The following is a 22,519-nucleotide window of genomic DNA, read 5'->3' as shown; positions in this document are numbered from 1 at the left end:
TATGCTGCTGGAAAAAATTTTGCAATCACAAGGGTTTGGTTCACGTAAATATTGCCAGCAGTTAATAAAAAATGGTTCTGTAAGTATTGATGGGGAGGTAGTGAGCGATCTTAAAAAACAGTTTTCCCCTGAAAATTTAGAGTTTTCTCTGTTTGGGGAAACCTATCAATATCGAGAAAAAGTTTATATTGCTCTAAATAAGCCGCAAGGTTTTGAATGTTCACACAATCCTCAGCATCATCAAAGTGTTTTTAGTCTACTCCCTGAAATCATGATTCAACGTGGCGTGCAAGCCATTGGCCGTTTAGATCAAGATACAACAGGCTTACTCTTACTCACAGATGACGGTAAATATCTTCAAGCTTTAACTCATCCTCGTAAACATGTTCCAAAGGTTTATCACGTTACGACTATAGATCCAGTGACACCTGAGCAAATTGAAATGCTTACTCAAGGCGTTAATTTACACCAAGAAAAGGGTACATTTGCTGCGACAGATGTGGCGTTATTAGGAACTCATCAGTTAACGATGACCATTCATCAAGGTGTATATCATCAAGTCAAAAGGATGATTGCAGCTGTGGGCAATAGAGTCGAAGAATTACATCGACATCAAATCGGTCAATTGGTTTTACCTGAAATTGAGGAAGGGGATTGGGTGTATTTGTCGGAGCAGGAAAAACAACTCGCCCAAAATATTATTTAAGAAAACAGTGGAAAGTCTGAAATTCACTGTCTCGAATAAATCCCATTTTTTCATAGAGACGGTGAGATTCATGATTATTCGTTTGAGTCTCTAGGCTAATACGTAAAGCATTTTCTTGTTTTGCAAATAAAATCGCTGTATCGATGAGCTGTTTTGCTGAACCCTGACGACGGAACATAGGGGTAACATAGACATCATCTAAAATATAGTAAGTTGAGCAAGCAACTGAAGAAAAACCTAAATAAAGTAAAACAAAACCCGTGATTTTTTCATCCTTGATGTGGATAAAAAACACACTTTCTTTATTTTCAAACCGTTGTTTTAAAAAATGATGTGATTCATCAAGATTAGAAGATGCACCATAAAATTGACGGTATTCATCAAATAGAACAGCAAGTTGACTTAGATCTTCATAGGTCGCTCGTCTTACAATCATTAGGCGCTCCTTGTATTTATGTTTATATTTTTACAAAGAGAGCATAACTAAAAAAGACGCCAATAGACGTTAAAAGTTGTTTAAAAATGCAACACCGTTAAGTTTTGTCACTTTCACCTAATAGAGCATTTAGCTCTTCAAATAAATCTTCATGGTCATCATCTTCATTTAAATTTGAAGGGTTCTGATTTAATGAAGTTGCTTTTGCTTTTCTCAGTTTTAATAATTGTTCCATATTAATGTTCTGATTTTCGATAGCAAAAGGAATAGATTTAGTTAAGACGACTTGTTTAAAGAACAGTCGTACCGCTTGGGCAGGGGTAATTCCCAATTGTTTAAAAACAGCAAAAGCTTGTTTTTTCTCTTGGGAGTCAAGTCGAACCTGATAAACTTCTGTTTTTCGCATGAATAACAAAACCAAATGATTTTTAATTTTTAGGGATTTATTTTAAACCATCGGAATGTAATTTCAATGTCTTTCAGCATAAAAAATAATCTTTTTGTCATTACGATGAGATTACAGTGTCAATTCAAGCTGTGAATTGAAAACCATTTCCTGTTTTGTTAGCGGGTCTATAAAAGAAATTTGCTTAGCTAGAAGCTGTAAGGGCTGATAAAAATCATCATCGGCTTTATGTTGAACTATAGGATAAAACGGATCATTTTTAATCGGAATTCCCAAATGATTTAAATGAACGCGGAGTTGATGTTGTTTCCCGGTAGTTGGTGTTAAACAATATTTAGCCCACAAGTGATTATGTTCAATCAGTTCAATTTTAGTTTCGGTATTGGTTTTTGTATGTGCAATCACTTGCATTGTATAAAAGGGTGTACCTTTATCTAAATACAATTTTAAATTCTGAGGAAATTTTAATTCAGCTTTATATGCAGCGATTGCATGGTAAATCTTATTGACTTGACGATCTGCAAATAACTGCTGGTAAATTCCACGTGACTGTGGTCGTTTGCAAAATAAAACGACACCGGCAGTTTCACGGTCTAACCGATGGATCGGGGTTAAAAACTCATTGCCAGTTTGCTTTTTTAATCGGACTAATAATGTTTCTTGTACATATTGCCCTGTTGGGCTAATCGTTAAAAAATGGGGTTTATCGACAACAAGCAAATCATCATTTTCAAATAAAATCTGATGCTCAAAGGGAACATGTACTTCGTTAGCAAGGAATCGGTAATAAAAAATATGCGTGTTTGCTATATAAGGGCTATCTAATGTTAATTTTTTGCCATTTTCTGCATAAATAAGCCCATCTTGAAAACGTTGCTGCCACTCTATTGCTTTTATATGAGGAAAATTTTCGCAAAGAAATTGATAGATGGTTTGTGCTGTTGTTTGCGATGGTAGATAGACTTGGCTTGCGCTTACGCCATCAATCATAGGTGGGAAAAATTCAATCGGACTAGACATAAAAGTGTGTCAATATTTAATAAATGTGGTGTAAAAAAAGCCAACTTTGAGGACTTAAGTAGGCTTTAAAGCAGGGCAATGGTATCATATCGATTATTTTGAATCATGTTATGTGTGTTATGTCGTATTCATTGAAAATGGTCTTAAATCATGAAGAAGATACCCAGCGTTTAGCTCAGGCATTGGCGCAGCATGTTCAAGCTGGTGTGATTTATCTGATTGGAGATTTGGGCGCCGGTAAAACGACATTGACCCGTTATTTTTTGCAGGCTCTAGGGCATAAAGGCTCGGTTAAAAGTCCAACTTATACATTGGTTGAACCCTACAAAATCAATAATAAAGAAATTTTTCATTTTGACTTATACCGTCTCAATGATCCTTATGAACTTGAATTAATGGGAATCCGCGATTATCTAGATATTCAGGATGCTCTATTTTTATTTGAGTGGCCGTCAAAAGGTGGAGACGAAATCCCTGAAGCGGATATCGTCATTGATATTCAAAAATCAGATGATGAACTCAATCGTTTCGTCACCTTAACTTTACCAACAGAGCATTTGTACCAGACTTTGCAGGAACAGCTTCATGACTGATGAAAAGCTAACACAACGTCGTATTCATACATTAGACGCCGCGTTAGCCAACCAGATTGCTGCCGGTGAGGTGATTGAACGCCCTTCATCGGTTGTAAAAGAATTATTAGAAAACTCAATTGATGCAGGTGCAACTGAGCTCATTGTGCGGATTGCACAAGGTGGTTCAACATTAATCGAGATTATTGACAATGGACATGGGATTCATCCTGATGATTTACCATTGGCAGTGATGCGCCATGCAACCAGTAAAATTAAAACAGCAGAAGATTTACATGCGATTGTTAGCTTAGGTTTCCGTGGTGAAGCACTTGCTTCTATTGCAGCAGTTTCACGATTGACTTTAACCAGTAGTCAAGATGAAAGTGGAATTGGTCATCAGGTTGAAGTGAATGGTACAGCCTTTGACCACCAACAAGTACAAGCTGTGGCTGCACAAAAGGGTACTCATATTCGAGTTCAGGATTTATTTTTTAATGTCCCTGCTCGCCGTAAATTTTTAAAAAAGCCAACGACTGAATTTGGTCATATTGAAGAAATTGTACGCCGTTTGGCTTTAACGCATTTTGATATACGTTTTGTACTTGAGCATAACGATAATATTCGAATTAATTTACCAATAGCAGATAGCGGTGAATTAAGATTTCAGCGTGTCCAGCAATTATTGGGGCAACAGTTTGTTCAAAATGCTTACTGGATTGATGCAGACAGTATTAACATGCGTTTGTCGGGTTGGTTAGGACATCCTTCAGATGCACGTGCTCAAGCAGACTTACAATATGTCTATGTAAATGGCCGAATTGTTAAAGATAAAACGATTTCGCATGCTTTAAGAATGGCTTATGACGGAATTTTACATGGTCACCAGCATTCATCTTATTTACTTTTCCTAGAAGTTGATCCTGAAAATATCGATGTTAACGTTCACCCAACGAAACATGAGATTCGTTTTCTAAATCAACGCGAAGTACATGAGTTTGTAAGACATTACGCTAAAGAAACACTAGCACAATTTCAGACAGCGAGTGCTGATTTAGCACAAGCTATGAAAGTGGACGATACTCAGGCTTCATTTGTACAGTCTCAGCCTAAATATCAAGAACAATTTTCATTGCATCGCACAGACCAAGCTGTTGATACAACACTAGATAAGCCTAGTAGTTATCAGCCCTCTACTGAACTTTTAACTGATTTTAATGACAGCCGTCCACAAGCTGTTCACTATGCAGAACAAACCCCCAAATATAATGGTTCTGCGCAGTTAAATAATGCATTAAAGACTTACTTGGCCCCGTTACGCGATCAACCTGCTACCAATTTTTCAGTTGATGAAAATATTGAGCCTGTCGCTAAAGTCGATGAATTTCCATTAGGTATTGCCATTGCTCAGCTTCATGGAATTTATATTCTGGCGCAAAATACTGAAGGTCTGATTATTGTTGATATGCATGCAGCACATGAACGTATCTTGCTGCAACAAATGAAAAATGCTTGGGATAAACCTGAGTTTTGGACATCTCAACAGTTGCTTATACCTAAAGTGATCTCAATTAGCCGTATGCAAGCTGTACGGGTTGAAGACTTAAAACCTCAACTTGAGCGTTTAGGGTTGGAAATTGATTTGTATGGCGATGAGCAAGTGATTGTGCGTGGTGTGCCGGCTATTTTGCAAAAAGCAGATTTTGAAAATCTTATTCCCGAGCTTCTAAATGATTTAGATCCAAATGATGAAGCTCAAGGTTTACTACAAAAGCGTGATGAGCTATTGGCTGGTATGGCATGTCATGGAGCAGTGCGAGCGCATAGACAACTCAGCCTTTCAGAGATGAACGCATTATTGCGTCAAATGGAACAAACCGAATTTGCGAGCCAGTGTAACCATGGTCGTCCAACTTGGCGTGCATTTCCATTATCTCAATTAGATAAATTATTTGCTCGAGGAGAGTAGTTTTACATGTCAAATCAATTGCCCGTCATCAATTTAATGGGACCAACTGCAAGCGGAAAAACCGCTTTGGCATGTGAACTTTACGAGCGTGGAAATTTTGAGTTAATTTCGGTTGATTCTGCACTTGTTTATAAAGATATGGATATCGGCACGGCTAAGCCAACTCGCGAAGAGCAGGAATTATATCCACATCATTTAATAGATATTATTACTCCTCTTGAGGTCTATTCGGCTGCCCAGTTTGTTGAAGATGCTTGTGTTCTAATTGACGAGATGCATTCACGTGGCAAAACTCCTATTTTGGTAGGAGGAACCATGTTGTATTTCAAGGCGCTGTTAGAAGGCTTATCAAGCAACTTACCAAGTGCGGATGCAAATGTCCGTGCAGCAATTGAAGAAAAAGCAGCGAATGAAGGGTGGCAGGCTGTTTATGATGAGTTGGTTGCTGTAGATCCAGCCGCTGGAGTGAAGTTTAAGGTTTCTGATAAACAACGAATTATTCGGGCGCTGGAAGTTTACCGTATTACTGGTGAACCTATTACCAAATTGCAGGCAGAACAACCAAAAAACGTACCATATCGATACATATTTCATAACTACGCTTTACTTCCAGATCGGTTAGAATTACATCAACGCATTGAGCAAAGATTAAGCAAAATGTGGGATATCGGTTTTTTGAGTGAAGTTGAATCTCTAATTGAAAAATACGATTTAGATGAAAATTTACCCTCTATGCGTTCTGTTGGTTATCGACAAGCTCTCGAATTTCTATTAAAAAGTGATATGAGTCTCAAAAAAAAGCAGGAAATGGAGGATAAAGCCTTATTTGCAACACGACAACTTGCCAAACGTCAATATACGTGGTTACGTTCTTTGCAAGAAATACACGATTTTAAAACTTACTTGACGATAAAGCAGGCGAAAGAAGACTTGCGAAACTCTTATGGATAAAGCAAAATTTGCACACTGTCTTTTTATAATTTTTAGTTGAAAAATAAAGATAGTTTTTTTGCGCTGATTTAAAAATTTTTTTTTGGAGTTAAAAATGTCTAAAGGTCAAACTTTACAAGATCCGTTCTTAAATTCTCTCCGTAAAGAACGTATCCCAGTTTCTATTTTCCTTGTTAACGGTATTAAATTACAAGGTCATATTGAATCTTTTGACCAATATGTTGTTTTATTAAAAAATACTGTAAGTCAAATGGTTTACAAACACGCAATTTCTACGGTTGTTCCAGCTCGTAACCCACGTCCAGCAGGTGCACAAGGTGCAGGTTTCCCAGCTCAGGGTGGTAGTCAAGGTGGCTTCGGTGGTCAAGGCGCTGGCTTTGGTGGTGCTCAAGGCGCTGGCTTCGGCGGTCAAGGCGGCTTCGGCGGTCAAGGCGGCTTCGGCGGTCAAGGTGGCTTCGGCGGTCAAGGCGGCTTCGGTGGTCAAGGTGGCTTCGGCGGTCAAGGTGGCTTCGGTGGTCAAGGTGGCTTTGGTGGTCATCAAGGCGGTTTCGACAACGATTCTAAATTTGAAGATGGTCAAGACGACGAAAATAATCGTTAATTGATTAGCTTAGAAAAACCAGTCAGTGATGACTGGTTTTTTTATGGCTTTAAAAATATAAAAAGTATATTAAAGCTCTGTGGTTGATCTCGCTTTCTTATAATTTAGGTTAATAGGTTCTTTGCAAATGATATTAATATTTGCTGCAGCACTGTGCAGTGTTCTGGTTTCTGTACTACTAAAAAATTTAAAGAAAAAGGGATATCAACCCATGCAGATGATTGCATGGAATTATGCAAGTGCTAGCTTGTTATGTTACTGGTGGTTTAAGCCAGATATTCAGCATATTTCTATACAACACACGCCTTGGTGGCTCATAGTTGCTTTAGGGATCATTCTACCGAGTATTTTTTTGTGCCTTGCTAAATCATTAGAATATGCCGGTATTGTGAAAACAGAAATTGCGCAGCGACTATCCGTGGTGCTTTCTTTGTTAGCTGCGTATTTCTTTTTCCAAGAGCAGTTTAATTCTCTTAAATTATTAGGCATAGGTTTAGGAATTTTTGCTGTTCTTTTAATTGTATTTGGGCAATTCAATGCATCTTCTGGGCATCAATCAAAAAAAGCAATTTTTGCATTGATGAGTGTCTGGTTTGGTTATGCAGCAGTAGATATTTTATTAAAATATACGAGTAGTTTAGGTTTACAGTTTACATTGGCTTTGAATCTAATTTTTATAACGGCCTTTGTTTTATCAATTATTTATTTATTAATTCAAAAAAAGCCAACATGGCATTTTAAAAATACATTGGCTGGATTAATGCTTGGCGTTTTGAATTTTTCAAATATAGCTCTGTATGTTAAAGCGCATATTTTACTTAAAGACTCTCCAGCAATTGTCTTTGCAAGCATGAATATTTTGGTCGTATTGCTTGGGATGGCTTGTGGTGTAGTTTTATATAAAGAAAAATTAAAATTGCCAACAATGTTGGGAACAATTTTAGGAATAAGTGGTCTAGTGTGTTTAGCATTTACCATGAAATAGGAGTTCAAGAGAAAGTTCTTTTGAACTCCACTAAGTTCTTATAAATGTGTAAAAATAACTTCATCTGGCAGACGAGATTTTGGCAACTTGGCATTAAAATCATTTTCACTTCTGTAGCCAAGTGAAACAATTACAGAGCTACGTAAGCCTTTTTCTTTTAAGCCAAATTCATCGTTTAAAATATCTTCGTCAAAGCCACCCATAGGTGTTGCATCTATTCCTTCTAGACCAGCTGCAAAAAGTAGTTGCCCTAAAGCAATAAAAGTTTGATTTTCCATCCAACCAAATAAGTTTTTTTGCTCATTACGATAGAACTCGACGTAGCCATGGCGAGTATCTTTCTGACCGAGTTTTGCTTTTTCATCTTTGAATCGGCCACTTAAATCATCTTGTTCAAGTAACTGGTTTAAAAATTCAGGTGAAATATCTGTTCTTGTGCAAAATACGAGTGTGTGTGATGACTCAAGAACTTTTGGTGCATTATAGGCATATCGCCCTGTTAAAGCCTTAGCAATACGTTCTTTAGCCGCAGGATTATCAGCAACCAAGAAATGCCAAGGTTGAATATTCACTGAAGAAGGGGTAAAGCGTAAAATTTCTAATAACTTATTGAATTTTTCTTGAGGAATTTTTTTCTCAGGATCATACGCTTTTGTGGTGTAGCGACTTTTAACCGTACTTAATAAATCCATACTTTACTCCATATCAATCTTATTACCATGGAAGGGTTCTAATCTTTGGCATCATACGCGATTTTAGAGAAAAACATCTGCATTTTAATATGATAAGGAAATATAATACTTATATAAATTTTTTAATAATTTATTGAAAATGTTTGACTTAATGCCCACAGATGCAAAGAGTAAGCTGCGAGAAATTAGAATTGTTAAAGCCTTTCTAATTTTTGCATTTGTATTGTGTCTTTTAATTTTATACATCGAATATCACGATCATGCACATATAAGCTGGAAATTTGTATTCCTTACCTGTCTATGTATGATCTGGGATTCTGATTTAAATAAAAAAATTAAAGAATTGAAAGTTCAAATAAAAAGTGACTAATTTCTAGCTAATAATTCCAGATAATCAATTCGAGCTGTTGCGTATGTGAAGAGGGATCAATTTCTAAAATTTGTGCATGATCTTCTTTCCAGTCACCTAGTACAATCCGTTGTTTGTGTTGTGCTTCATGAATAGCTGGACGGTGAGTATGGCCATGAATAAGTATGTCGACATCTTTTATGGCAGAGAGAACCGCTTGTCCATTCACATCCATAATCTCATAACTTTTGTGTTGTTTGTCTGAATGACTTCTTTTGCGGAAACCATTGACAAGTTTCGTACGGAAACTTAGAGGTGTTCGTCGTAAAAAAGCGACTAAAAGCGGGTTTCGAATAATTTTTCTAAATCTTTGGTAGGAAATATCATCTGTGCATAACGCATCGCCATGTTCTAGGCGATATTGGTGACCTGCGATATTAAGATAATAGATATCAGGAAGTAATACACCATTAAACTTATTGAGGAAAACCTGATTTAAAGCAAAGTCGCGGTTACCCACTTGGAAGTAAACTCGATTACCTTTTTGATTAAACGCCTTTAAGGCTTCAACAATTTCGTCGAGCCATGGTGCTGAGTAATCATCGCCAATCCAAGCATTAAACCAGTCACCTAAAATATAAAGCTGTGTTTGTTTATGTTGATAATGTACCAACAAATCTAAAAACCCTCGAACGAGTCGAGGGTGTTCAGGTGACAAATGTAAATCTGAAATAAACAGATAGGTCACAGCTTTATCCTGAAATTATTCAGAAATAATTTTAGCAGATTCGATAACAACGTTTTCTAAAGGAACGTCAGCGTGATAACCACGGTTACCTGTACGTACGCCTTTGATTGCTTCTACAACGTCCATACCTTCAACAACTTTACCAAATACAGCATAACCCCAACCTTGAGCAGTTTTTGAAGTATGGTTCAAGAAAGAGTTGTTTTTTACATTGATGAAGAATTGCGCAGAAGCAGAGTGAGGAGCTTGAGTACGTGCCATAGCAATCGTACCAACATCGTTGCTTAAACCGTTGTCAGCTTCGTTTTCAATCGCATCGCGAGTTGCTTTTTCTTTGAAGTTTTCATCCATCCCGCCGCCTTGGATCATGAAACCATCAATGACACGGTGGAAAATAACGCCGTCATAAAAACCGTCACGTACGTATTCTAAAAAGTTTGCTACTGTTTTTGGTGCTTTTTCAGTATTTAGTTCAAGAACAATACGACCTTTATTGGTGTTTAATTCGACTTGAGGAAAACTCATTACATTAATCTCCTAAACATGGGCTTATGACCATGGGTTTTTTGGTTGAGAGAAGCATAAGCAAACTGTAAACTACAAGGCAAGTAAAAAACGTTAAAATCTTTGTGAAAAATGAAGATAGCGTTTATTTTTTCGAAATTTTATCTACAAAGAAGTGATTGATACACTATGAAGCCTAATGATGTTGTCTCGAACCTGCCAAACAACCCGACACCGAATACTCATGCCTTTGTCGATTCTGCGCAGCAAGAACAACAGGCTGGATTAGATTTTGTTCGCCAAGTCATTACTGATGATTTGGCTGCCGGACGTGCAAAACAAATCGTAACGCGTTTTCCGCCAGAACCAAATGGTTATTTACATATTGGTCACGTAAAAGCAATCTGTCTAAACTTTGGTGTTGCTGAAGAGTTTAATGGTCTTTGTAATTTACGGTTTGACGACACAAACCCAGATGCAGAAGAACAAGAATATGTTGATGGTATTGCCAATGACGTGAAATGGCTTGGTTTTAACTGGAATGGTGAGCCACGGTATGCTTCTGGTTATTTTGATCAGCTTTATACATGGGCAATTCAGTTAATTGAGCAAGGTGATGCTTATGTTGATTTACAATCTCCAGAAGAAATTAAGTTAAACCGCGGTAGTTTTGTTGAACCAGGGAAAAACTCGCCATATCGCGATGCTTCTGTAGAAGAGAACCTTGCTCGCTTTGAACAAATGCGTAGTGGTGAACTGAAAGAAGGTGAAGCAGTTCTACGTGCCAAAATTGATATGGCAAGCCCGAACGTACATATGCGTGATCCAATTTTGTATCGTGTCTTGCATTCAGAGCACCACCAAACTGGTGATAAATGGAAAATCTACCCAATGTATGACTATGCTCATCCATTGTCTGATGCAATTGAAGGAATCACTCACTCACTTTGCACATTGGAATTCCAAGATCACCGTCCGTTTTATGACTGGATTGTTGAAAAGGTTAAATCTAAAGCCGTTCCACACCAATACGAATCTTCTCGTTTGAACGTAGACTACACCATTACTTCTAAACGTAAATTGCGTAAGTTGGTTGAAGGTGGGTATGTAAATGGTTGGGATGACCCACGTATGCCAACGGTTGTTGGTATGCGCCGTCGTGGTTTTACACCAGAAGGCTTACGTGATTTCTGTAAACGTGTAGGTGTATCTAAAACTGACGGTATTGTTGATGTTGCAATGCTTGAGTTCTGTATTCGTCAATCTTTGGAGAATACTGCAGCACGTGGAATGGCGGTGTTGGATCCTTTAAAAGTAACACTTACAAACTTGCCAGAAGATTTAGATCTTAAGCATGCTCGTCATCCAAATGTTGATATGGGTGAACGTGTTATTCCATTGACTAAAGAAATCTATATTGACCGTAAAGATTTTGAAGAAGTGCCACCAAAAGGCTTTAAACGTTTAATTCCTGATGGTGAAGTGCGTTTACGCCATGCTTATGTGATTAAATGTGATGAAGTCATTAAGGATGCTAATGGTGAAGTGATTGAGCTGAAATGTTCAATCGATCCTGAAACTTTGGGTAAGAATCCGGAAGGTCGTAAAGTAAAAGGCGTGATTCACTGGGTGTCTGCTACTAAAGGTATTCCTGCTGAAGTACGTATTTACGATCGTTTGTTTACTGAAGCGGCACCTGATGCAGATGATGACTTCTTGGCAAACTTAAATCCAGATTCTTTAAAAGTTGTTCAGGCTGTGATTGAACCTGCTTTAGCTCAAGCGAGTCCTGAAGACCGTTTCCAATTTGAACGTGAAGGTTATTTTGTTGCAGATCAACACGATCATACTCCTGAAAAACCAGTGTTCAACCGTGTTCTTGATTTAAAAGACAGCTTCAAACCTGAGAAAAAGTAAGAGATTGATTATCTCTTACTTTTTCGCAAGACGAACAACATGTTGTGAGTAGATAGTCGAGATTGATTATCTCTTACTTTTTCGCAAGACGAGCAACATGTTGTGAGTAGAGAGCAGAGATTGCTTATCTCTTACTTTTTCGCAAGACGAACAACATGTTATGAGTAGAGAGCAGAGATTGATTATCTCTTACTTTTTCGCAAGACGAGCAACATGTTGTGAGTAGATAGTCGAGATTGATTATCTCTTACTTTTTCGCAAGACGAGCAACATGTTGTGAGTAAACAGCAGATATCAAAAAAGCCCAACTGTAAGGTTGGGCTTTTTATTCGGAGGTCTTCTCATAATATTCTTTTTCTTTATGATTTCGCTTCCTTGGCAAACAAGCTTAGGTAGGATTAACCACATAAAAATAAAGAATTAATAATATGAGAAGCATAGTTGAAAGCATTAAATAAGTATTGACCGTATTAAAGCTTTTAATAAACTTCCAGATATCCATAGTAAATCAGCGTATATTTTATGTTACAAATTAATAATACACTGAAATTTTTCTGAAATGCTTCTAAAAATAAAATATAAAGTTTTTTTGTTTAAAAAATAATCATAAAATACCAATTGGTAAAAAATAATATTCATTAAGCATTAGAAACTACTTCATTTAGGCACTATAACCAATTCTTTTCAAGAATTTTTGAATTACTTCAAATGCAGCTTGTTCAAGTGCAGATGCATATTCGATATTTTGCTCGCGCAATTTAGGAATTGAAATATTTGCATGGCGAAGTTCACATGTATGACCAATGAGCCATTTTTCAAAATTTTCTTGAGTCGTTTCAATGTGAAACTGTAAAGCAAGAATATTATTACCGACTTCAAATGCCTGATTGGTATAAACATCGGAACTTGCTAATAGCACCGCATTTTCAGGAAGATCGAAAGTATCACCATGCCAATGTAAAACATGAACATTATTAAGCAAAGGAGATAATACCTGATTAGGACGTAAACTTAAGCTGAGAGGACTCCAACCGATTTCTTTTTGATGACCTGCATATACTTTAGCACCAAGTGCATGAGCAATAAGCTGTGCGCCTAGGCAAATACCAAGTGTAGGCTTATCAGCTGCTAAACGTTGTTTGAGTAAAGCGATTTCATCTTTTAAGAATGGATAATCTTCAGTTTCATAAACCCCGATTGGGCCACCTAAAATAATAGTTAATCCATCGTGTGCAAAAGCAGCTGTTAAATCATCAACACCTGCCTCAAAATAACGGACGCGGAAGCCAAGTTGATAAAAGACATCTTCTAATGAACCTAAGTCTTCGAAAGCAAGATGCTGAATGGCATAAATAGTTTTAGGGAAGGCGTTTGTTGTGTTCATACAAATGATTCATAGAAGATCAATAGGTGGAGTATAGCGATAAATATAAAGAAGAAAATATCCATATAAATCGTCAATACCTGAAAATTGATATTTTTCGTTAAGATAATATTGTTATGCATAAGCATCTTCTATTTATGACCATAGCTATGCATAACTTGCCTATTAAAATAAAAGTTTAGGTACCTCTGCACAGTCTATATTTGAGAGTTGATGTTCATCTTTTAAATTCACTCCTGAAAAACCAAGTTGTTTTGATTTTTTCATGAGTGCCATTAAACGTTGTACTGCAACTGGAATACTTAAACCTGCTGAGCGAACATTCGAAATACAATTACGTTTGGCATCGATGCAACCCGAATATGCATTCCATGTGTAGTAAATCCCCATACTGTCAGGAGAGCTTAAACCAGGGCGCTCACCGATGAGCATCACTAGCATGGGTGCCTTAAAGATCTCAGCAACTTGATCACCTAAAGCAACCCGACTGCCTGTTGCCAGTGCAATGGGCGCAAGAGTCCAGTTTTCTTGCTGAATTTGTTCATTCAGTATTGTAATGAATGAGAAAGCATTCGCTTCAATCGCTCTTGCGGAGAGACCGTCACCGACCACAATACAAACATCATACTGTTGCGTGTTTTCTGCATACTTCTTAATTAAGGCTTCTTTTGATGAGTTTGAAAGCTGACGACCTAAATCTGGACGTTTAAGATAAATTTCTTTATTAGGTGCATTACTTTGTACATGAAGACTTTGCAGCTGCCGTTGTGCTAATTGCTCCGAGAGGTAGGAAACATCCATCTCTTGATAAACCGCATCTTTTGCTTGCGCATGAGACAACTGGAACTCAAGTAAGGCACGTGTTGGGATGCTACAACCAGCGCGTCCTAATGCAATGCGGGCATCAGTAAATTGTTTAAGTTTTTCCCACTGATCTTGATGGGTAGAAGATGGATATTGAATATCACGGTTCAGTTTCATAGCGTTCTCCCTAGTTCATGAGCAGACGAGAGAATTGGTCAGGCATGTGGTCTGCCCAACAAATTTGAGAGTTTTGCTGTTTAAAAATACCTTGTTGCTCAAGCCAAGCTGAAAACTCAGGAGCGGGTTTTAAACCGAGGAGTTGTCTTAAATAGAGGGCATCATGGAATGAGGTCGTTTGATAATTGAGCATGACATCATCTGAACCGGGAATTCCCATAATAAAATTAATGCCCGCGGCGCCAAATAGAGTAAGGAGAACATCCATATCATTTTGGTCTGCATCGGCATGGTTGGTGTAACAAATGTCGCAGCCCATTGGCACACCAAGTAACTTACCGCAGAAGTGGTCTTCTAAACCTGCACGTATAATTTGTTTGCCGTTAAAAAGATATTCGGGACCAATAAAGCCAACGACTGTATTCACTAAAAGCGGATTGTATTTACGGGCCACTGCATAAGCACGCGTTTCTAATGTTTGCTGGTCAACGCCGTGATGTGCATTGCTGGATAAGGCACTGCCTTGACCCGTTTCAAAGTACATAACATTTTGTCCAATGGTTCCACGCTTGAGTGCGAGTGTGGCTTCATATCCCTCTTGTAGTAAATCGAGTGAAATTCCAAATCCTTCATTTGCCAGTTGGGTGCCAGCGATTGACTGAAACATTAAATCAATTGGCACATTTTTTTCAGCAAGTTGAATGCCTGAGCTGATATGGGTAAGTACACAAGATTGCGTCGGAATTTGATATTCCTGAATGACATGATCAAGTAATTTCAGTAGCTCTGACAAATTATGAAGGTTATCTGTGGCGGGGTTAATGCCAATCACTGCATCACCATTGCCATACATCAAACCATCTAAAATACTGGCAGAAATTCCCAGCACATCATCGGTGGGGTGGTTCGGTTGTAAACGGGTAGAAAGATGACCTTTTAAACCAATCGTGTTACGAAATTGGGTGACTACTTCACATTTGCTGGCGACATAAATTAAATCTTGATTGCGCATAATTTTGCTGACAGCAGCCACCATTTCTGGAGTTAAACCTGATGCTAATGCTTTTAAGCTTTGGGCAGTGGCTTCTTCTCCAAGTAACCAATTTCGAAAATCACCTACTGTAAAGTGTGAAATAGGGGCAAAAGCAGCCAGATCATGTTCATCAATAATTAGTCGTGTAATTTCATCAGTTTCATAATCGACCACAACTTCGTTCAAAAAGGTTTTAAGTGGTACATCGGCCAAAGTCATTTGTGCCGCAACATGTTCGGTTGCGTCTCTGGCCGCTACACCTGCTAATTCATCGCCAGAACGTAGCGGTGTAGCTTTTGCCATCAAGGTCTTCAAGTCAGCAAAGTGATACTGTTGATTGGCGACAATATTGCGATAACTCATAGTTACATCCTTTTTTATAGTTCTTGTTCTGCGGCTTTAATATTTGCAAACTCTTCTTCTGGGGTGCCTTTCACTAAATGATAACGGCTATAGAGTAAAAAGTAAGCAATAAATGCGACATAAATAGCGGCAGCAATAAACCAAACTTTCGGATTAACAACAAAGCCCGCAACTACAGCAGCGACTGCTAGAATTAAGGCAATACTTGAAGTAACGATTCCTCCAGGAGTTTTATAAGGACGAGGCATGTCGGGTTTAGATAGGCGTAGTTTGATGTGGGACAAAAGAATCAACACATAAGAAATAGTTGCACCGAACACGGCAATTAAAATCAGTGAATCGCCTTCTTTAGTGAGTGAAAGCAAGAAGCCGATAATACCCGGAATAATAATTGCGAGATAAGGGGCTTTATTTTTATTGGTTAAAGAGAGTGAAGTTGGTAAGTAACCAGCTCGTGACAGTGCAAAAATTTGACGCGAATAGGCATAGATAATTGAAAAGAAACTCGCGATTAAACCTGCTAAACCCACAAAGTTTACGAAAGTCGCAAGCCAAGTATTAGTGCCATAAACTTTAACCAGAGCATCGACGAGGGGAGCGCCTGAGTTTTGCAAAGTACTTGCACCAGCTGCGCCCGCACCCAAAAATAAAATGAGCATGGCAAACGCCGTTAAGATGAGCATTGCACCGATTAAACCGCGTGGGAGAGATTTTGCTGGATCTTTTGCTTCCTCGGCGGCTAATGGCACACCTTCAACTGCAAGGAAAAACCAGATTGCAAAGGGAACTGCGGCCCAGATGCCTAAATAGCCATGTGGTAGAAAACGACTTGCACCAGCTGCTGTGCCAACAGGAATATCTAACAGGTTTTGTGTATTAAAATGTGGAATCATTGCGACAATAAACACAACTAGAGCAACAGCTGCGACAAGTGTAATTGCGAACATAATTTTTAAGGCTTCGCCGGCACCTTTCAGATGTATGCCCATAAAAATGGCGTAGCAGGCGAGATAAATCATCCAGCCATTAATGCCAAATAGAGATTCGCAATAACCACCAATAAATACGGCAATAGCAGCAGGGGCAATCGCGTATTCAATTAAAATGGCTGTTCCCGTTAAATAGCCTCCAAAAGGGCCAAAGGCAGCACGTGCAAAACTATAACCGCCGCCTGCTGTCGGCATCATAGTGGACATTTCTGACATAGAAAGACATAGGCACAGATACATGATTGCAGCGAGGGCAGTGGCAATAAACATGCCACCCCAACCACCTTGAGCAATACCGAAGTTCCAGCCAGCAAAATCACCCGATATCACATAAGCTACGCCTAAACCAATCAGGAGTAACCAACCAACCGTACCTTGTTTGAGTTGACGCTGAGCAAAATATTCTGCTGATGAGACTTCTGTGCTTGAAGAAATGACGGAAGCTGTTTCTGGTTGATTCATATAATACTCCTGCGAGTGGGTTTGTATGAATCAATGCAAAAGCAATGCCTAAATGAAGCACTTCAGAGAGTAGATGGAGCTTTTTTATTCTAAATGATAAAAATTCAAGCTTAACAACCGTAAATAAAGAAGCCAGCAATCTAAATTACTGGCTTCTTATATAATTAGTCATCTTACTTCTTTCTAGTGTTGATAGTTTGGTATCAACTTGGTGCGAAACTTAGAAGAAGCCCATTGGTTTAGTTGAATAACTCACCAACAAGTTTTTAGTTTGTTGATAGTGATCTAGCATCATCTTATGGTTTTCGCGGCCAATACCAGACTTCTTGTAGCCACCAAATGCAGCATGTGCAGGGTAGATGTTGTAGCAGTTTGTCCAGACACGGCCAGCTTCAATAGCACGACCTGCACGATAAGAAATGTGAGCTGAACGTGACCATACACCTGCACCTAAACCATACATGGTGTCATTGGCAATTTTAATTGCATCATCAAAGTCTTTGAACGTTGTCACAGCAAGTACAGGTCCAAAAATTTCTTCTTGGAAAACTTGCATGCCATTGTGGCCTTTAAAAATAGTCGGATCGACATAGTAACCATCGCCTACTTCTTTACGGCCGCTACCGCCAAGTAAGAGCTCTGCGCCTTCTTCACGACCCGTGTTAATACAACGTAAGATTTTCTCTTGTTGTTGTAGTGATGCTTGAGCGCCAATCATCGTTTCAGTATCAAGTGGATGACCAGTTTTAATACGTTTTACACGTTCAACAGCCATCTCCAAGAACTGATCAGCAATGCTTTCTTGTACTAAAGCACGAGAAGGGCAAGTACATACTTCACCTTGGTTTAAGGCAAACATGGCAAAACCTTCAAGTGTTTTTTCTAAGAAGTCATCTTCTTTATCCATGATATCTTCAAAGAAAAGGTTTGGTGACTTACCGCCAAGTTCTAAGGTGACTGGAATAATATTTTCGGTCGCATATTGCATCACCATTTGTCCAGTTTGAGTTGAACCTGTGAATGCGATTTTTGCAATACGTGGATTTGTTGCTAACGGACGGCCAACTTCTGCACCGAAACCATTCACAATATTAAGCACGCCCGGTGGTAAAATATCTTGGATCAGTTCAGCCACCAACAAAATACCCACTGGCGTTTGTTCAGCTGGCTTAATCACAACACAGTTACCAGCTGCTAAAGCAGGTGCAAGTTTCCATGCTGCCATTAAAATCGGGAAGTTCCATGGAATAATTTGACCAACTACACCAAGCGGTTCGTGGAAATGGTAAGCAATGGTATCTTCATCAATTTCAGAAATGCCGCCTTCTTGAGCACGAATACATCCAGCGAAATAACGGAAATGGTCAATCGCGAGCGGAAGGTCAGCTGCTAAAGTTTCACGGACTGCTTTACCGTTATCCCAAGTTTCTGCAACAGCAAGCATTTCAAGATTTGCTTCTAAACGATCAGCAATTTTTAAAAGGATATTCGAGCGTACTGTTGGTGATGCTTTATTCCATGTTGCTTTCGCTTTGTGCGCCGCATCTAGAGCGAGCTCAATATCTTCGGCACTAGAGCGTGGAATACGTGTAAAAGCTTTTCCGTCAACAGGAGATACATTGTCAAAATACGCACCCTTTACAGGTGCGACCCATTCACCGCCAATAAAATTTTCATATTGTGATTTGAATTGAACTTTTGAGCCTGGTTGATTTGGATCGATATAGCGCATATAAATATTCCTTTGCTTTTTAGGACTAAAGACTAACAAGAACCCTGTCAGTAGGTACTTTCGTACTTTGTATAATTAGGATATAAAGAAGAAGGTTGGAGAAAGGTTGGAATAGAAATGTGGATATATAAGGAATTTACAAATGTTCACAAAAAAGGATTTATTGCAGCAACGGATGTTGATTGATCAACTGCGCACGCAAAATAGTCTCTCTCCTCAAAACGCTGCCAAACTCGGCCAAAGTATTGCAAGCTCATGGGAGCGATCAGCTTCTGCTGCGATTCCTAAAGAACGCTTTGCGGCTCCATTAGTCGAAAAAAAATCTGCTTCACAAAATGCTTTAGATATGGCTTTAAGTCAGTGTGGTGACGACTTACGTCATATTGCAGAGCAGTCTTCAATGGTGATTGCTGTCGGTGATATCGGCAGTACGATTATTTGGACGGCACCCAGTGCTCAAATGCAAAGTGCTGCGGAGCGTGTACATTTTGTGCAGGGTGGTCAGTGGCGTGAAGAATTTGTAGGCACTAATGCCTTGGCTTTATCTTTAAAAACTCAACAATCAAGCTGTGTTTTTTCAAATGAACATTATATGGAATCGATTCATGATTGGGTGTGTTATGCCGCGCCGATTATCGATCCATACTCGAAACAAACTCTTGGTGTCGTTGATTTATCAACCACTTGGAAGAACCATAATAGTTTAGGAATTCTGGCTGCTGAACGTTGTGCATCAATTATTCAATCTGCTTTGCTAGAGCAGCAGCGCCAGCAGTTACATATTCGTGCTTTTTCGACGCCACAAGTTAAATTTAATGGCAAAAGTTTATTATTAACACCGCGTCAAATTGAAATTTTGACCATATTGGCTCTATGTCCTCATGGCTTAACTTTAGAGCATCTTTATCAGGCGCTCTATGGGGAACGTAAAGTTAGTATGGGTACGCTTAAAGCTGAAATGTCTCAACTACGAGATATTTTGGGTGGTTTACTTGGTTCACGTCCATATCGTTTGCTAGTGCATGTTGAAGCCGATTTTTTACAAGCTGAACAAGCGCTCGATGCAGGATATGCCGCATCTGCTTTGCAGCTTTACACAGGCGTATTTCTGGCAAAAACTGAAAGTCCATTTTTATGCGCATGGCGTGATTGCCTTGAATCACGTTTAAGCGATGCCATTTTTAAAACCCAAGAAACAGATTTATTACTCAAGCATTTAGCTCATTTTCCTGAAGCAATTGATGCGGTAGAACGTCTGATGGAACTCTTACCGAGTGAACATCCTGCGCATCAACTGCTAGTGAAATACCTTGACTCACCTAAACTCAGTTAGGTGATTTTTTGATCCAGCCACTGAAACAATTGTTGATAGACTTGTTCTCGTACTGGCTGGGCCGAAAGGACCAAATCATGCAACCCATTGTGAATAGAGACAACAGCGACATCGCCTTTGATTTTTTTACCAAATTTTTCAATGTCTTTAACGTCTAAAATTACATCGCTTTGAGTCGCATCTGGCCCCCATTTTTTAGGGTTTTTAGTCTGATGAGAATGCATAATCAGCGCGGGAACATTGAGTTTAACCCCGCGATGTATCTCTTTTTGTGCTGTATGAATCGCATGTAGAAAGCTGAGTTGAACTGTAGGGGCAGAGGTCGGTTTCCAGTCCAGATTAAAGTCCCATTCGCCCTTGAGCTGTTTGTGAAGGCTCGCGGTGTACCACTTGTTTAATTGACTTGGGAATTTAACTTTTGGCAGATATTTTCCTACTCGACTGAGTACTGGAATACCAAATTTTTTCTCGACCAAGCTTAAATTAAAATCGTAAAACGGGCTGTTTGCCCAAAGTCCTTTAATCAGAGGGTGGTTTGGGTTATGGGCAGCATAAAGCGTTGCTGTCAAACCGCCAGTCGAATGTCCTGCAAGCAAGACTTGGGTGTGTTGTTCTTTGCCAATAATCTCTAATGCTTGAGTAATTTCAGCATCGTATTCATTTAAATCAAGCACATTATAGAAAATTTGATGAGGCAGCTTTGAACGGCCGTATTTTCTTAAATCCAAGGCATAGAAGTCATAACCATGTGCATTGAATTGTTCAGCCATTTCGGTTTGAAAGAAATAATCTAAAAAACCATGAATATACAGCACGGCTTTTTGAGTCGATTGAGCTGCCTTTTTACGCACTAAGGTAGCTACAACTTTTCCTTCGTAATCATTAGGAAAGTTGAGTGTAAGCTGTTCGTAGCCAGCACCTAAAATATCTGGGACATAAGTTTGATTAGCTAAAGATGTATTCATTTTTATCGAGCTATTGTAATTAAGACATGCTGAGTATCCTTCAATGAAATGGGAGAATTGTCAATCAGGTTTAGAGAAGGTTGGAGTATAGGTTCTAAAAAAAGGGAATACCGCTGGAGCTAAGTATTCCCCAAAAAAGTAAGTCAACGGTCGGAGGGATTTGACTTACTAGAGGGACATGCCATTACATCAGGATTAAAGTGCTGCTTTGAAAATCTCCACAACTTGTGCATGATTTGCTTTACGAGGGTTGGTCAACATACACGCATCTTTTTGAGCATTATCTGCCATCACCGCAAGGTCTTCAGTTTTCACACCTAGCTCTTTTAAACCAGATGGAATACCAATTGATGAAGACAGTTTACGAATGGCGTCAATTGCAGCATAAGCAGCTTCCATCACTGTTAACCCGTGAGTTCTTACACCCATTAACTCGGCGATTTTTGCGTAACGATCTGGGCAAGCAATTAAGTTAAATTCACAAATGTGTGGTAACAAGATTGCATTACATACGCCGTGAGGTAGGTTGTAAAAACCGCCTAATTGGTGCGCCATTGCGTGAACATAACCTAAAGATGCGTTGTTAAATGCCATGCCAGCCAAGTATTGTGCATAGCTCATTGCATCACGCGCTTCGATGTTTTCACCATTTGCGACAGCAGGTTGGAGCCATTGGCTAATCATGGTTATGGCTTTTTCTGCACACGCATCAGTAATCGGGTTTGCCGCCGTAGAAACATATGCTTCAACTGCATGAGTTAACGCGTCCATACCTGTTGCCGCTGTTAAACCAGCTGGTTTTGCGATCATGAGTTTAGGGTCATCAATGGCAATGAGTGGGGTACAACGCCAGTCGACAATTGCCATTTTTACGTGAGTGTCTGTATTAGTAATAATACAGAAACGAGTCATTTCAGAGGCCGTACCAGCCGTTGTATTCACTGCAATCAATGGCGTCATCGGGACTTTACTTTTATCGATGCCTTCATAGTCACGAATATGACCACCGCCAGCAGTGACTAAACCAATCCCTTTCGCACAGTCGTGAGATGAACCACCACCTAAAGACACAATAAAGTCACAGCCATTGTCGTTATAGGCTTTCACGCCATTGTGAACATTAATATCGGTTGGGTTAGGTTCTGCACCCGGGAAAATATGGCTCGAAACGCCTGCTTCAGTTAAATAGTTTGCGATAAGATCTGCGACACCAAATTTAAATAAGCCTTCATCGGTCACAATTAATGCTTTTTTTGCGCCGAGGTTTTGCGCCTTCGTACCAATTTCTTTAGCACATCCTGGTCCAAAGAGTGATACGCAAGGAATATAAAAACCGTTTGTTTGATCTGCAATATTTTTAAAAGCCATGGAGTGATTCCTTCTTCCATAAATCCATTGTTTGTTATTACAGGTGAGCCTCA

General features: G+C 39.1%; 22 protein-coding genes. 9 read left to right on the top strand and 13 right to left on the bottom strand.

All coding sequences use genetic code 11. The features are described 5' to 3' along the window. Position 1 precedes the first annotated feature (1 nt). Positions 2-706, top strand: coding sequence for a pseudouridine synthase (locus ACG59Z_RS00855; protein WP_400197444.1), 705 nt, complete (start codon positions 2-4; stop codon positions 704-706). Here the strand turns inward: ACG59Z_RS00855 and ACG59Z_RS00850 are convergent. The 3 genes from ACG59Z_RS00850 to ACG59Z_RS00840 form a co-directional block, all read right to left on the bottom strand. Continuing rightward, positions 699-1,142 carry a GNAT family N-acetyltransferase gene (locus tag ACG59Z_RS00850; protein WP_002049009.1) on the bottom strand — a complete coding sequence of 148 codons (444 nt, stop codon included), beginning with the start codon at positions 1,140-1,142 and terminating at the stop codon, positions 699-701. The genes ACG59Z_RS00855 and ACG59Z_RS00850 overlap by 8 nt on opposite strands. Positions 1,143-1,239: 97 nt before the next feature. Continuing rightward, entirely contained in the window at positions 1,240-1,548 is a 309-nt protein-coding gene (locus tag ACG59Z_RS00845) for a type II toxin-antitoxin system RelB/DinJ family antitoxin (RefSeq protein WP_002049033.1), read from the bottom strand. A 111-nt stretch (positions 1,549-1,659) separates the two neighbouring features. Beyond that, entirely contained in the window at positions 1,660-2,568 is a 909-nt protein-coding gene (locus tag ACG59Z_RS00840; RefSeq protein WP_400197441.1) for a pseudouridine synthase, read from the bottom strand. A gap of 119 nt (positions 2,569-2,687) precedes the next feature. Between ACG59Z_RS00840 and tsaE the strand changes: the two genes are divergently transcribed. The 5 genes from tsaE to ACG59Z_RS00815 all read left to right on the top strand — a co-directional run bounded on the left by tsaE (position 2,688) and on the right by ACG59Z_RS00815 (position 7,646). After that, positions 2,688-3,161, top strand: a complete 474-nt coding sequence (tsaE, locus tag ACG59Z_RS00835) for a tRNA (adenosine(37)-N6)-threonylcarbamoyltransferase complex ATPase subunit type 1 TsaE (protein ID WP_002049012.1) — start codon at positions 2,688-2,690, stop codon at positions 3,159-3,161. Beyond that, entirely contained in the window at positions 3,154-5,109 is a 1,956-nt protein-coding gene (gene mutL / locus ACG59Z_RS00830) for a DNA mismatch repair endonuclease MutL (protein WP_400197439.1), read from the top strand. Before tsaE ends, mutL begins: the two co-directional genes overlap by 8 nt. A gap of 6 nt (positions 5,110-5,115) precedes the next feature. Beyond that, positions 5,116-6,060: a tRNA (adenosine(37)-N6)-dimethylallyltransferase MiaA gene (miaA, locus tag ACG59Z_RS00825; RefSeq protein WP_263614008.1), complete on the top strand. Its 945-nt coding sequence runs from the start codon at positions 5,116-5,118 to the stop codon at positions 6,058-6,060. 94 nt (positions 6,061-6,154) lie between these two features. Beyond that, a complete protein-coding gene (gene hfq, locus ACG59Z_RS00820; RefSeq protein WP_000033651.1) occupies positions 6,155-6,661 on the top strand; it encodes an RNA chaperone Hfq in 507 nt (168 codons plus the stop codon). Positions 6,662-6,788: 127 nt separating this feature from the next. Then, the gene (locus ACG59Z_RS00815; protein ID WP_400197435.1) at positions 6,789-7,646 is read left to right on the top strand and encodes an EamA family transporter; all 858 of its coding nucleotides are present in this window, start codon (positions 6,789-6,791) and stop codon (positions 7,644-7,646) included. Positions 7,647-7,684: 38 nt separating this feature from the next. Here the strand turns inward: ACG59Z_RS00815 and nfsB are convergent, their stop codons facing one another. Continuing rightward, complete coding sequence (nfsB, locus tag ACG59Z_RS00810) at positions 7,685-8,338, bottom strand: oxygen-insensitive NAD(P)H nitroreductase (protein WP_272311877.1); 654 nt, start codon at positions 8,336-8,338, stop codon at positions 7,685-7,687. 139 nt (positions 8,339-8,477) lie between these two features. On the opposite strand from nfsB, the gene ACG59Z_RS00805 reads away from it, so the two are divergent. Further along, positions 8,478-8,708: a hypothetical protein gene (locus ACG59Z_RS00805; RefSeq protein WP_400197433.1), complete on the top strand. Its 231-nt coding sequence runs from the start codon at positions 8,478-8,480 to the stop codon at positions 8,706-8,708. Between the two features lie 7 nt (positions 8,709-8,715). On the opposite strand, the gene ACG59Z_RS00800 is transcribed toward ACG59Z_RS00805, so the two are convergent. Together ACG59Z_RS00800 and ACG59Z_RS00795 are read right to left on the bottom strand one after the other, a co-directional pair. After that, a complete protein-coding gene (locus ACG59Z_RS00800) occupies positions 8,716-9,435 on the bottom strand; it encodes a UDP-2,3-diacylglucosamine diphosphatase (RefSeq protein ID WP_400197432.1) in 720 nt (239 codons plus the stop codon). A 15-nt stretch (positions 9,436-9,450) separates the two neighbouring features. Then, positions 9,451-9,960 carry a peptidylprolyl isomerase gene (locus ACG59Z_RS00795; protein WP_004700945.1) on the bottom strand — a complete coding sequence of 170 codons (510 nt, stop codon included), beginning with the start codon at positions 9,958-9,960 and terminating at the stop codon, positions 9,451-9,453. Between the two features lie 168 nt (positions 9,961-10,128). Here ACG59Z_RS00795 and ACG59Z_RS00790 point away from each other — a divergent pair, with 168 nt between their 5' ends. Continuing rightward, positions 10,129-11,856 carry a glutamine--tRNA ligase/YqeY domain fusion protein gene (locus ACG59Z_RS00790; protein WP_400197429.1) on the top strand — a complete coding sequence of 576 codons (1,728 nt, stop codon included), beginning with the start codon at positions 10,129-10,131 and terminating at the stop codon, positions 11,854-11,856. 661 nt (positions 11,857-12,517) lie between these two features. On the opposite strand, the gene ACG59Z_RS00785 is transcribed toward ACG59Z_RS00790, so the two are convergent. The 5 genes from ACG59Z_RS00785 to ACG59Z_RS00765 form a co-directional block, all read right to left on the bottom strand. Further along, a complete protein-coding gene (locus tag ACG59Z_RS00785; RefSeq protein WP_400197427.1) occupies positions 12,518-13,240 on the bottom strand; it encodes a glutamine amidotransferase in 723 nt (240 codons plus the stop codon). A gap of 165 nt (positions 13,241-13,405) precedes the next feature. Next, entirely contained in the window at positions 13,406-14,221 is an 816-nt protein-coding gene (gene eutC / locus ACG59Z_RS00780; protein ID WP_400197425.1) for an ethanolamine ammonia-lyase subunit EutC, read from the bottom strand. Between the two features lie 10 nt (positions 14,222-14,231). Next, positions 14,232-15,617 (bottom strand): ethanolamine ammonia-lyase subunit EutB, encoded by a 1,386-nt coding sequence (locus tag ACG59Z_RS00775; RefSeq protein WP_005046422.1) that lies wholly within the window; start codon positions 15,615-15,617, stop codon positions 14,232-14,234. Positions 15,618-15,631: 14 nt separating this feature from the next. Further along, positions 15,632-17,068 carry an ethanolamine permease gene (eat, locus tag ACG59Z_RS00770; protein WP_174740141.1) on the bottom strand — a complete coding sequence of 479 codons (1,437 nt, stop codon included), beginning with the start codon at positions 17,066-17,068 and terminating at the stop codon, positions 15,632-15,634. 220 nt (positions 17,069-17,288) lie between these two features. Next, positions 17,289-18,800: an aldehyde dehydrogenase family protein gene (locus ACG59Z_RS00765; protein WP_174736027.1), complete on the bottom strand. Its 1,512-nt coding sequence runs from the start codon at positions 18,798-18,800 to the stop codon at positions 17,289-17,291. Positions 18,801-18,942: 142 nt separating this feature from the next. Here ACG59Z_RS00765 and ACG59Z_RS00760 point away from each other — a divergent pair, with 142 nt between their 5' ends. After that, the gene (locus tag ACG59Z_RS00760; RefSeq protein ID WP_400197422.1) at positions 18,943-20,133 is read left to right on the top strand and encodes a transcriptional regulator; all 1,191 of its coding nucleotides are present in this window, start codon (positions 18,943-18,945) and stop codon (positions 20,131-20,133) included. Here the strand turns inward: ACG59Z_RS00760 and ACG59Z_RS00755 are convergent. After that, on the bottom strand, positions 20,130-21,098 hold the full coding sequence (locus ACG59Z_RS00755; protein ID WP_400197421.1) for an alpha/beta hydrolase: 969 nt from the start codon (positions 21,096-21,098) through the stop codon (positions 20,130-20,132). The genes ACG59Z_RS00760 and ACG59Z_RS00755 overlap by 4 nt on opposite strands. Before the next feature lie 195 nt (positions 21,099-21,293). Further along, positions 21,294-22,466 (bottom strand): iron-containing alcohol dehydrogenase, encoded by a 1,173-nt coding sequence (locus tag ACG59Z_RS00750; RefSeq protein ID WP_400197419.1) that lies wholly within the window; start codon positions 22,464-22,466, stop codon positions 21,294-21,296. Between the last annotated feature and the right edge of the window lie 53 nt (positions 22,467-22,519).

It is taken from the genome of Acinetobacter sp. ABJ_C1_1, from assembly GCF_044684115.1.
In the GTDB taxonomy this organism is placed as follows: Bacteria; Pseudomonadota; Gammaproteobacteria; order Pseudomonadales; family Moraxellaceae; genus Acinetobacter; species Acinetobacter nosocomialis_A.
The sequence above is the reverse complement of the archived record's forward strand: the minus strand, read 5'-3'. Positions and strand labels throughout refer to the sequence as shown.

What these genes read in the sequence shown, in the direction of transcription:
- ACG59Z_RS00855 (WP_400197444.1), top strand. Translation starts at nt 2, where the DNA reads ATGCTGCTGGAAAAAATTTTGCAATCACAAGGGTTTGGTTCACGTAAA.
- ACG59Z_RS00850 (WP_002049009.1), bottom strand. Translation starts at nt 1,142, where the DNA reads ATGATTGTAAGACGAGCGACCTATGAAGATCTAAGTCAACTTGCTGTT.
- ACG59Z_RS00845 (WP_002049033.1), bottom strand. Translation starts at nt 1,548, where the DNA reads ATGCGAAAAACAGAAGTTTATCAGGTTCGACTTGACTCCCAAGAGAAA.
- ACG59Z_RS00840 (WP_400197441.1), bottom strand. Translation starts at nt 2,568, where the DNA reads ATGTCTAGTCCGATTGAATTTTTCCCACCTATGATTGATGGCGTAAGC.
- tsaE (WP_002049012.1), top strand. Translation starts at nt 2,688, where the DNA reads ATGTCGTATTCATTGAAAATGGTCTTAAATCATGAAGAAGATACCCAG.
- mutL (WP_400197439.1), top strand. Translation starts at nt 3,154, where the DNA reads ATGACTGATGAAAAGCTAACACAACGTCGTATTCATACATTAGACGCC.
- miaA (WP_263614008.1), top strand. Translation starts at nt 5,116, where the DNA reads ATGTCAAATCAATTGCCCGTCATCAATTTAATGGGACCAACTGCAAGC.
- hfq (WP_000033651.1), top strand. Translation starts at nt 6,155, where the DNA reads ATGTCTAAAGGTCAAACTTTACAAGATCCGTTCTTAAATTCTCTCCGT.
- ACG59Z_RS00815 (WP_400197435.1), top strand. Translation starts at nt 6,789, where the DNA reads ATGATATTAATATTTGCTGCAGCACTGTGCAGTGTTCTGGTTTCTGTA.
- nfsB (WP_272311877.1), bottom strand. Translation starts at nt 8,338, where the DNA reads ATGGATTTATTAAGTACGGTTAAAAGTCGCTACACCACAAAAGCGTAT.
- ACG59Z_RS00805 (WP_400197433.1), top strand. Translation starts at nt 8,478, where the DNA reads ATGTTTGACTTAATGCCCACAGATGCAAAGAGTAAGCTGCGAGAAATT.
- ACG59Z_RS00795 (WP_004700945.1), bottom strand. Translation starts at nt 9,960, where the DNA reads ATGAGTTTTCCTCAAGTCGAATTAAACACCAATAAAGGTCGTATTGTT.
- ACG59Z_RS00790 (WP_400197429.1), top strand. Translation starts at nt 10,129, where the DNA reads ATGAAGCCTAATGATGTTGTCTCGAACCTGCCAAACAACCCGACACCG.
- ACG59Z_RS00785 (WP_400197427.1), bottom strand. Translation starts at nt 13,240, where the DNA reads ATGAACACAACAAACGCCTTCCCTAAAACTATTTATGCCATTCAGCAT.
- eutC (WP_400197425.1), bottom strand. Translation starts at nt 14,221, where the DNA reads ATGAAACTGAACCGTGATATTCAATATCCATCTTCTACCCATCAAGAT.
- ACG59Z_RS00775 (WP_005046422.1), bottom strand. Translation starts at nt 15,617, where the DNA reads ATGAGTTATCGCAATATTGTCGCCAATCAACAGTATCACTTTGCTGAC.
- eat (WP_174740141.1), bottom strand. Translation starts at nt 17,068, where the DNA reads ATGAATCAACCAGAAACAGCTTCCGTCATTTCTTCAAGCACAGAAGTC.
- ACG59Z_RS00765 (WP_174736027.1), bottom strand. Translation starts at nt 18,800, where the DNA reads ATGCGCTATATCGATCCAAATCAACCAGGCTCAAAAGTTCAATTCAAA.
- ACG59Z_RS00760 (WP_400197422.1), top strand. Translation starts at nt 18,943, where the DNA reads ATGTTCACAAAAAAGGATTTATTGCAGCAACGGATGTTGATTGATCAA.
- ACG59Z_RS00755 (WP_400197421.1), bottom strand. Translation starts at nt 21,098, where the DNA reads ATGAATACATCTTTAGCTAATCAAACTTATGTCCCAGATATTTTAGGT.
- ACG59Z_RS00750 (WP_400197419.1), bottom strand. Translation starts at nt 22,466, where the DNA reads ATGGCTTTTAAAAATATTGCAGATCAAACAAACGGTTTTTATATTCCT.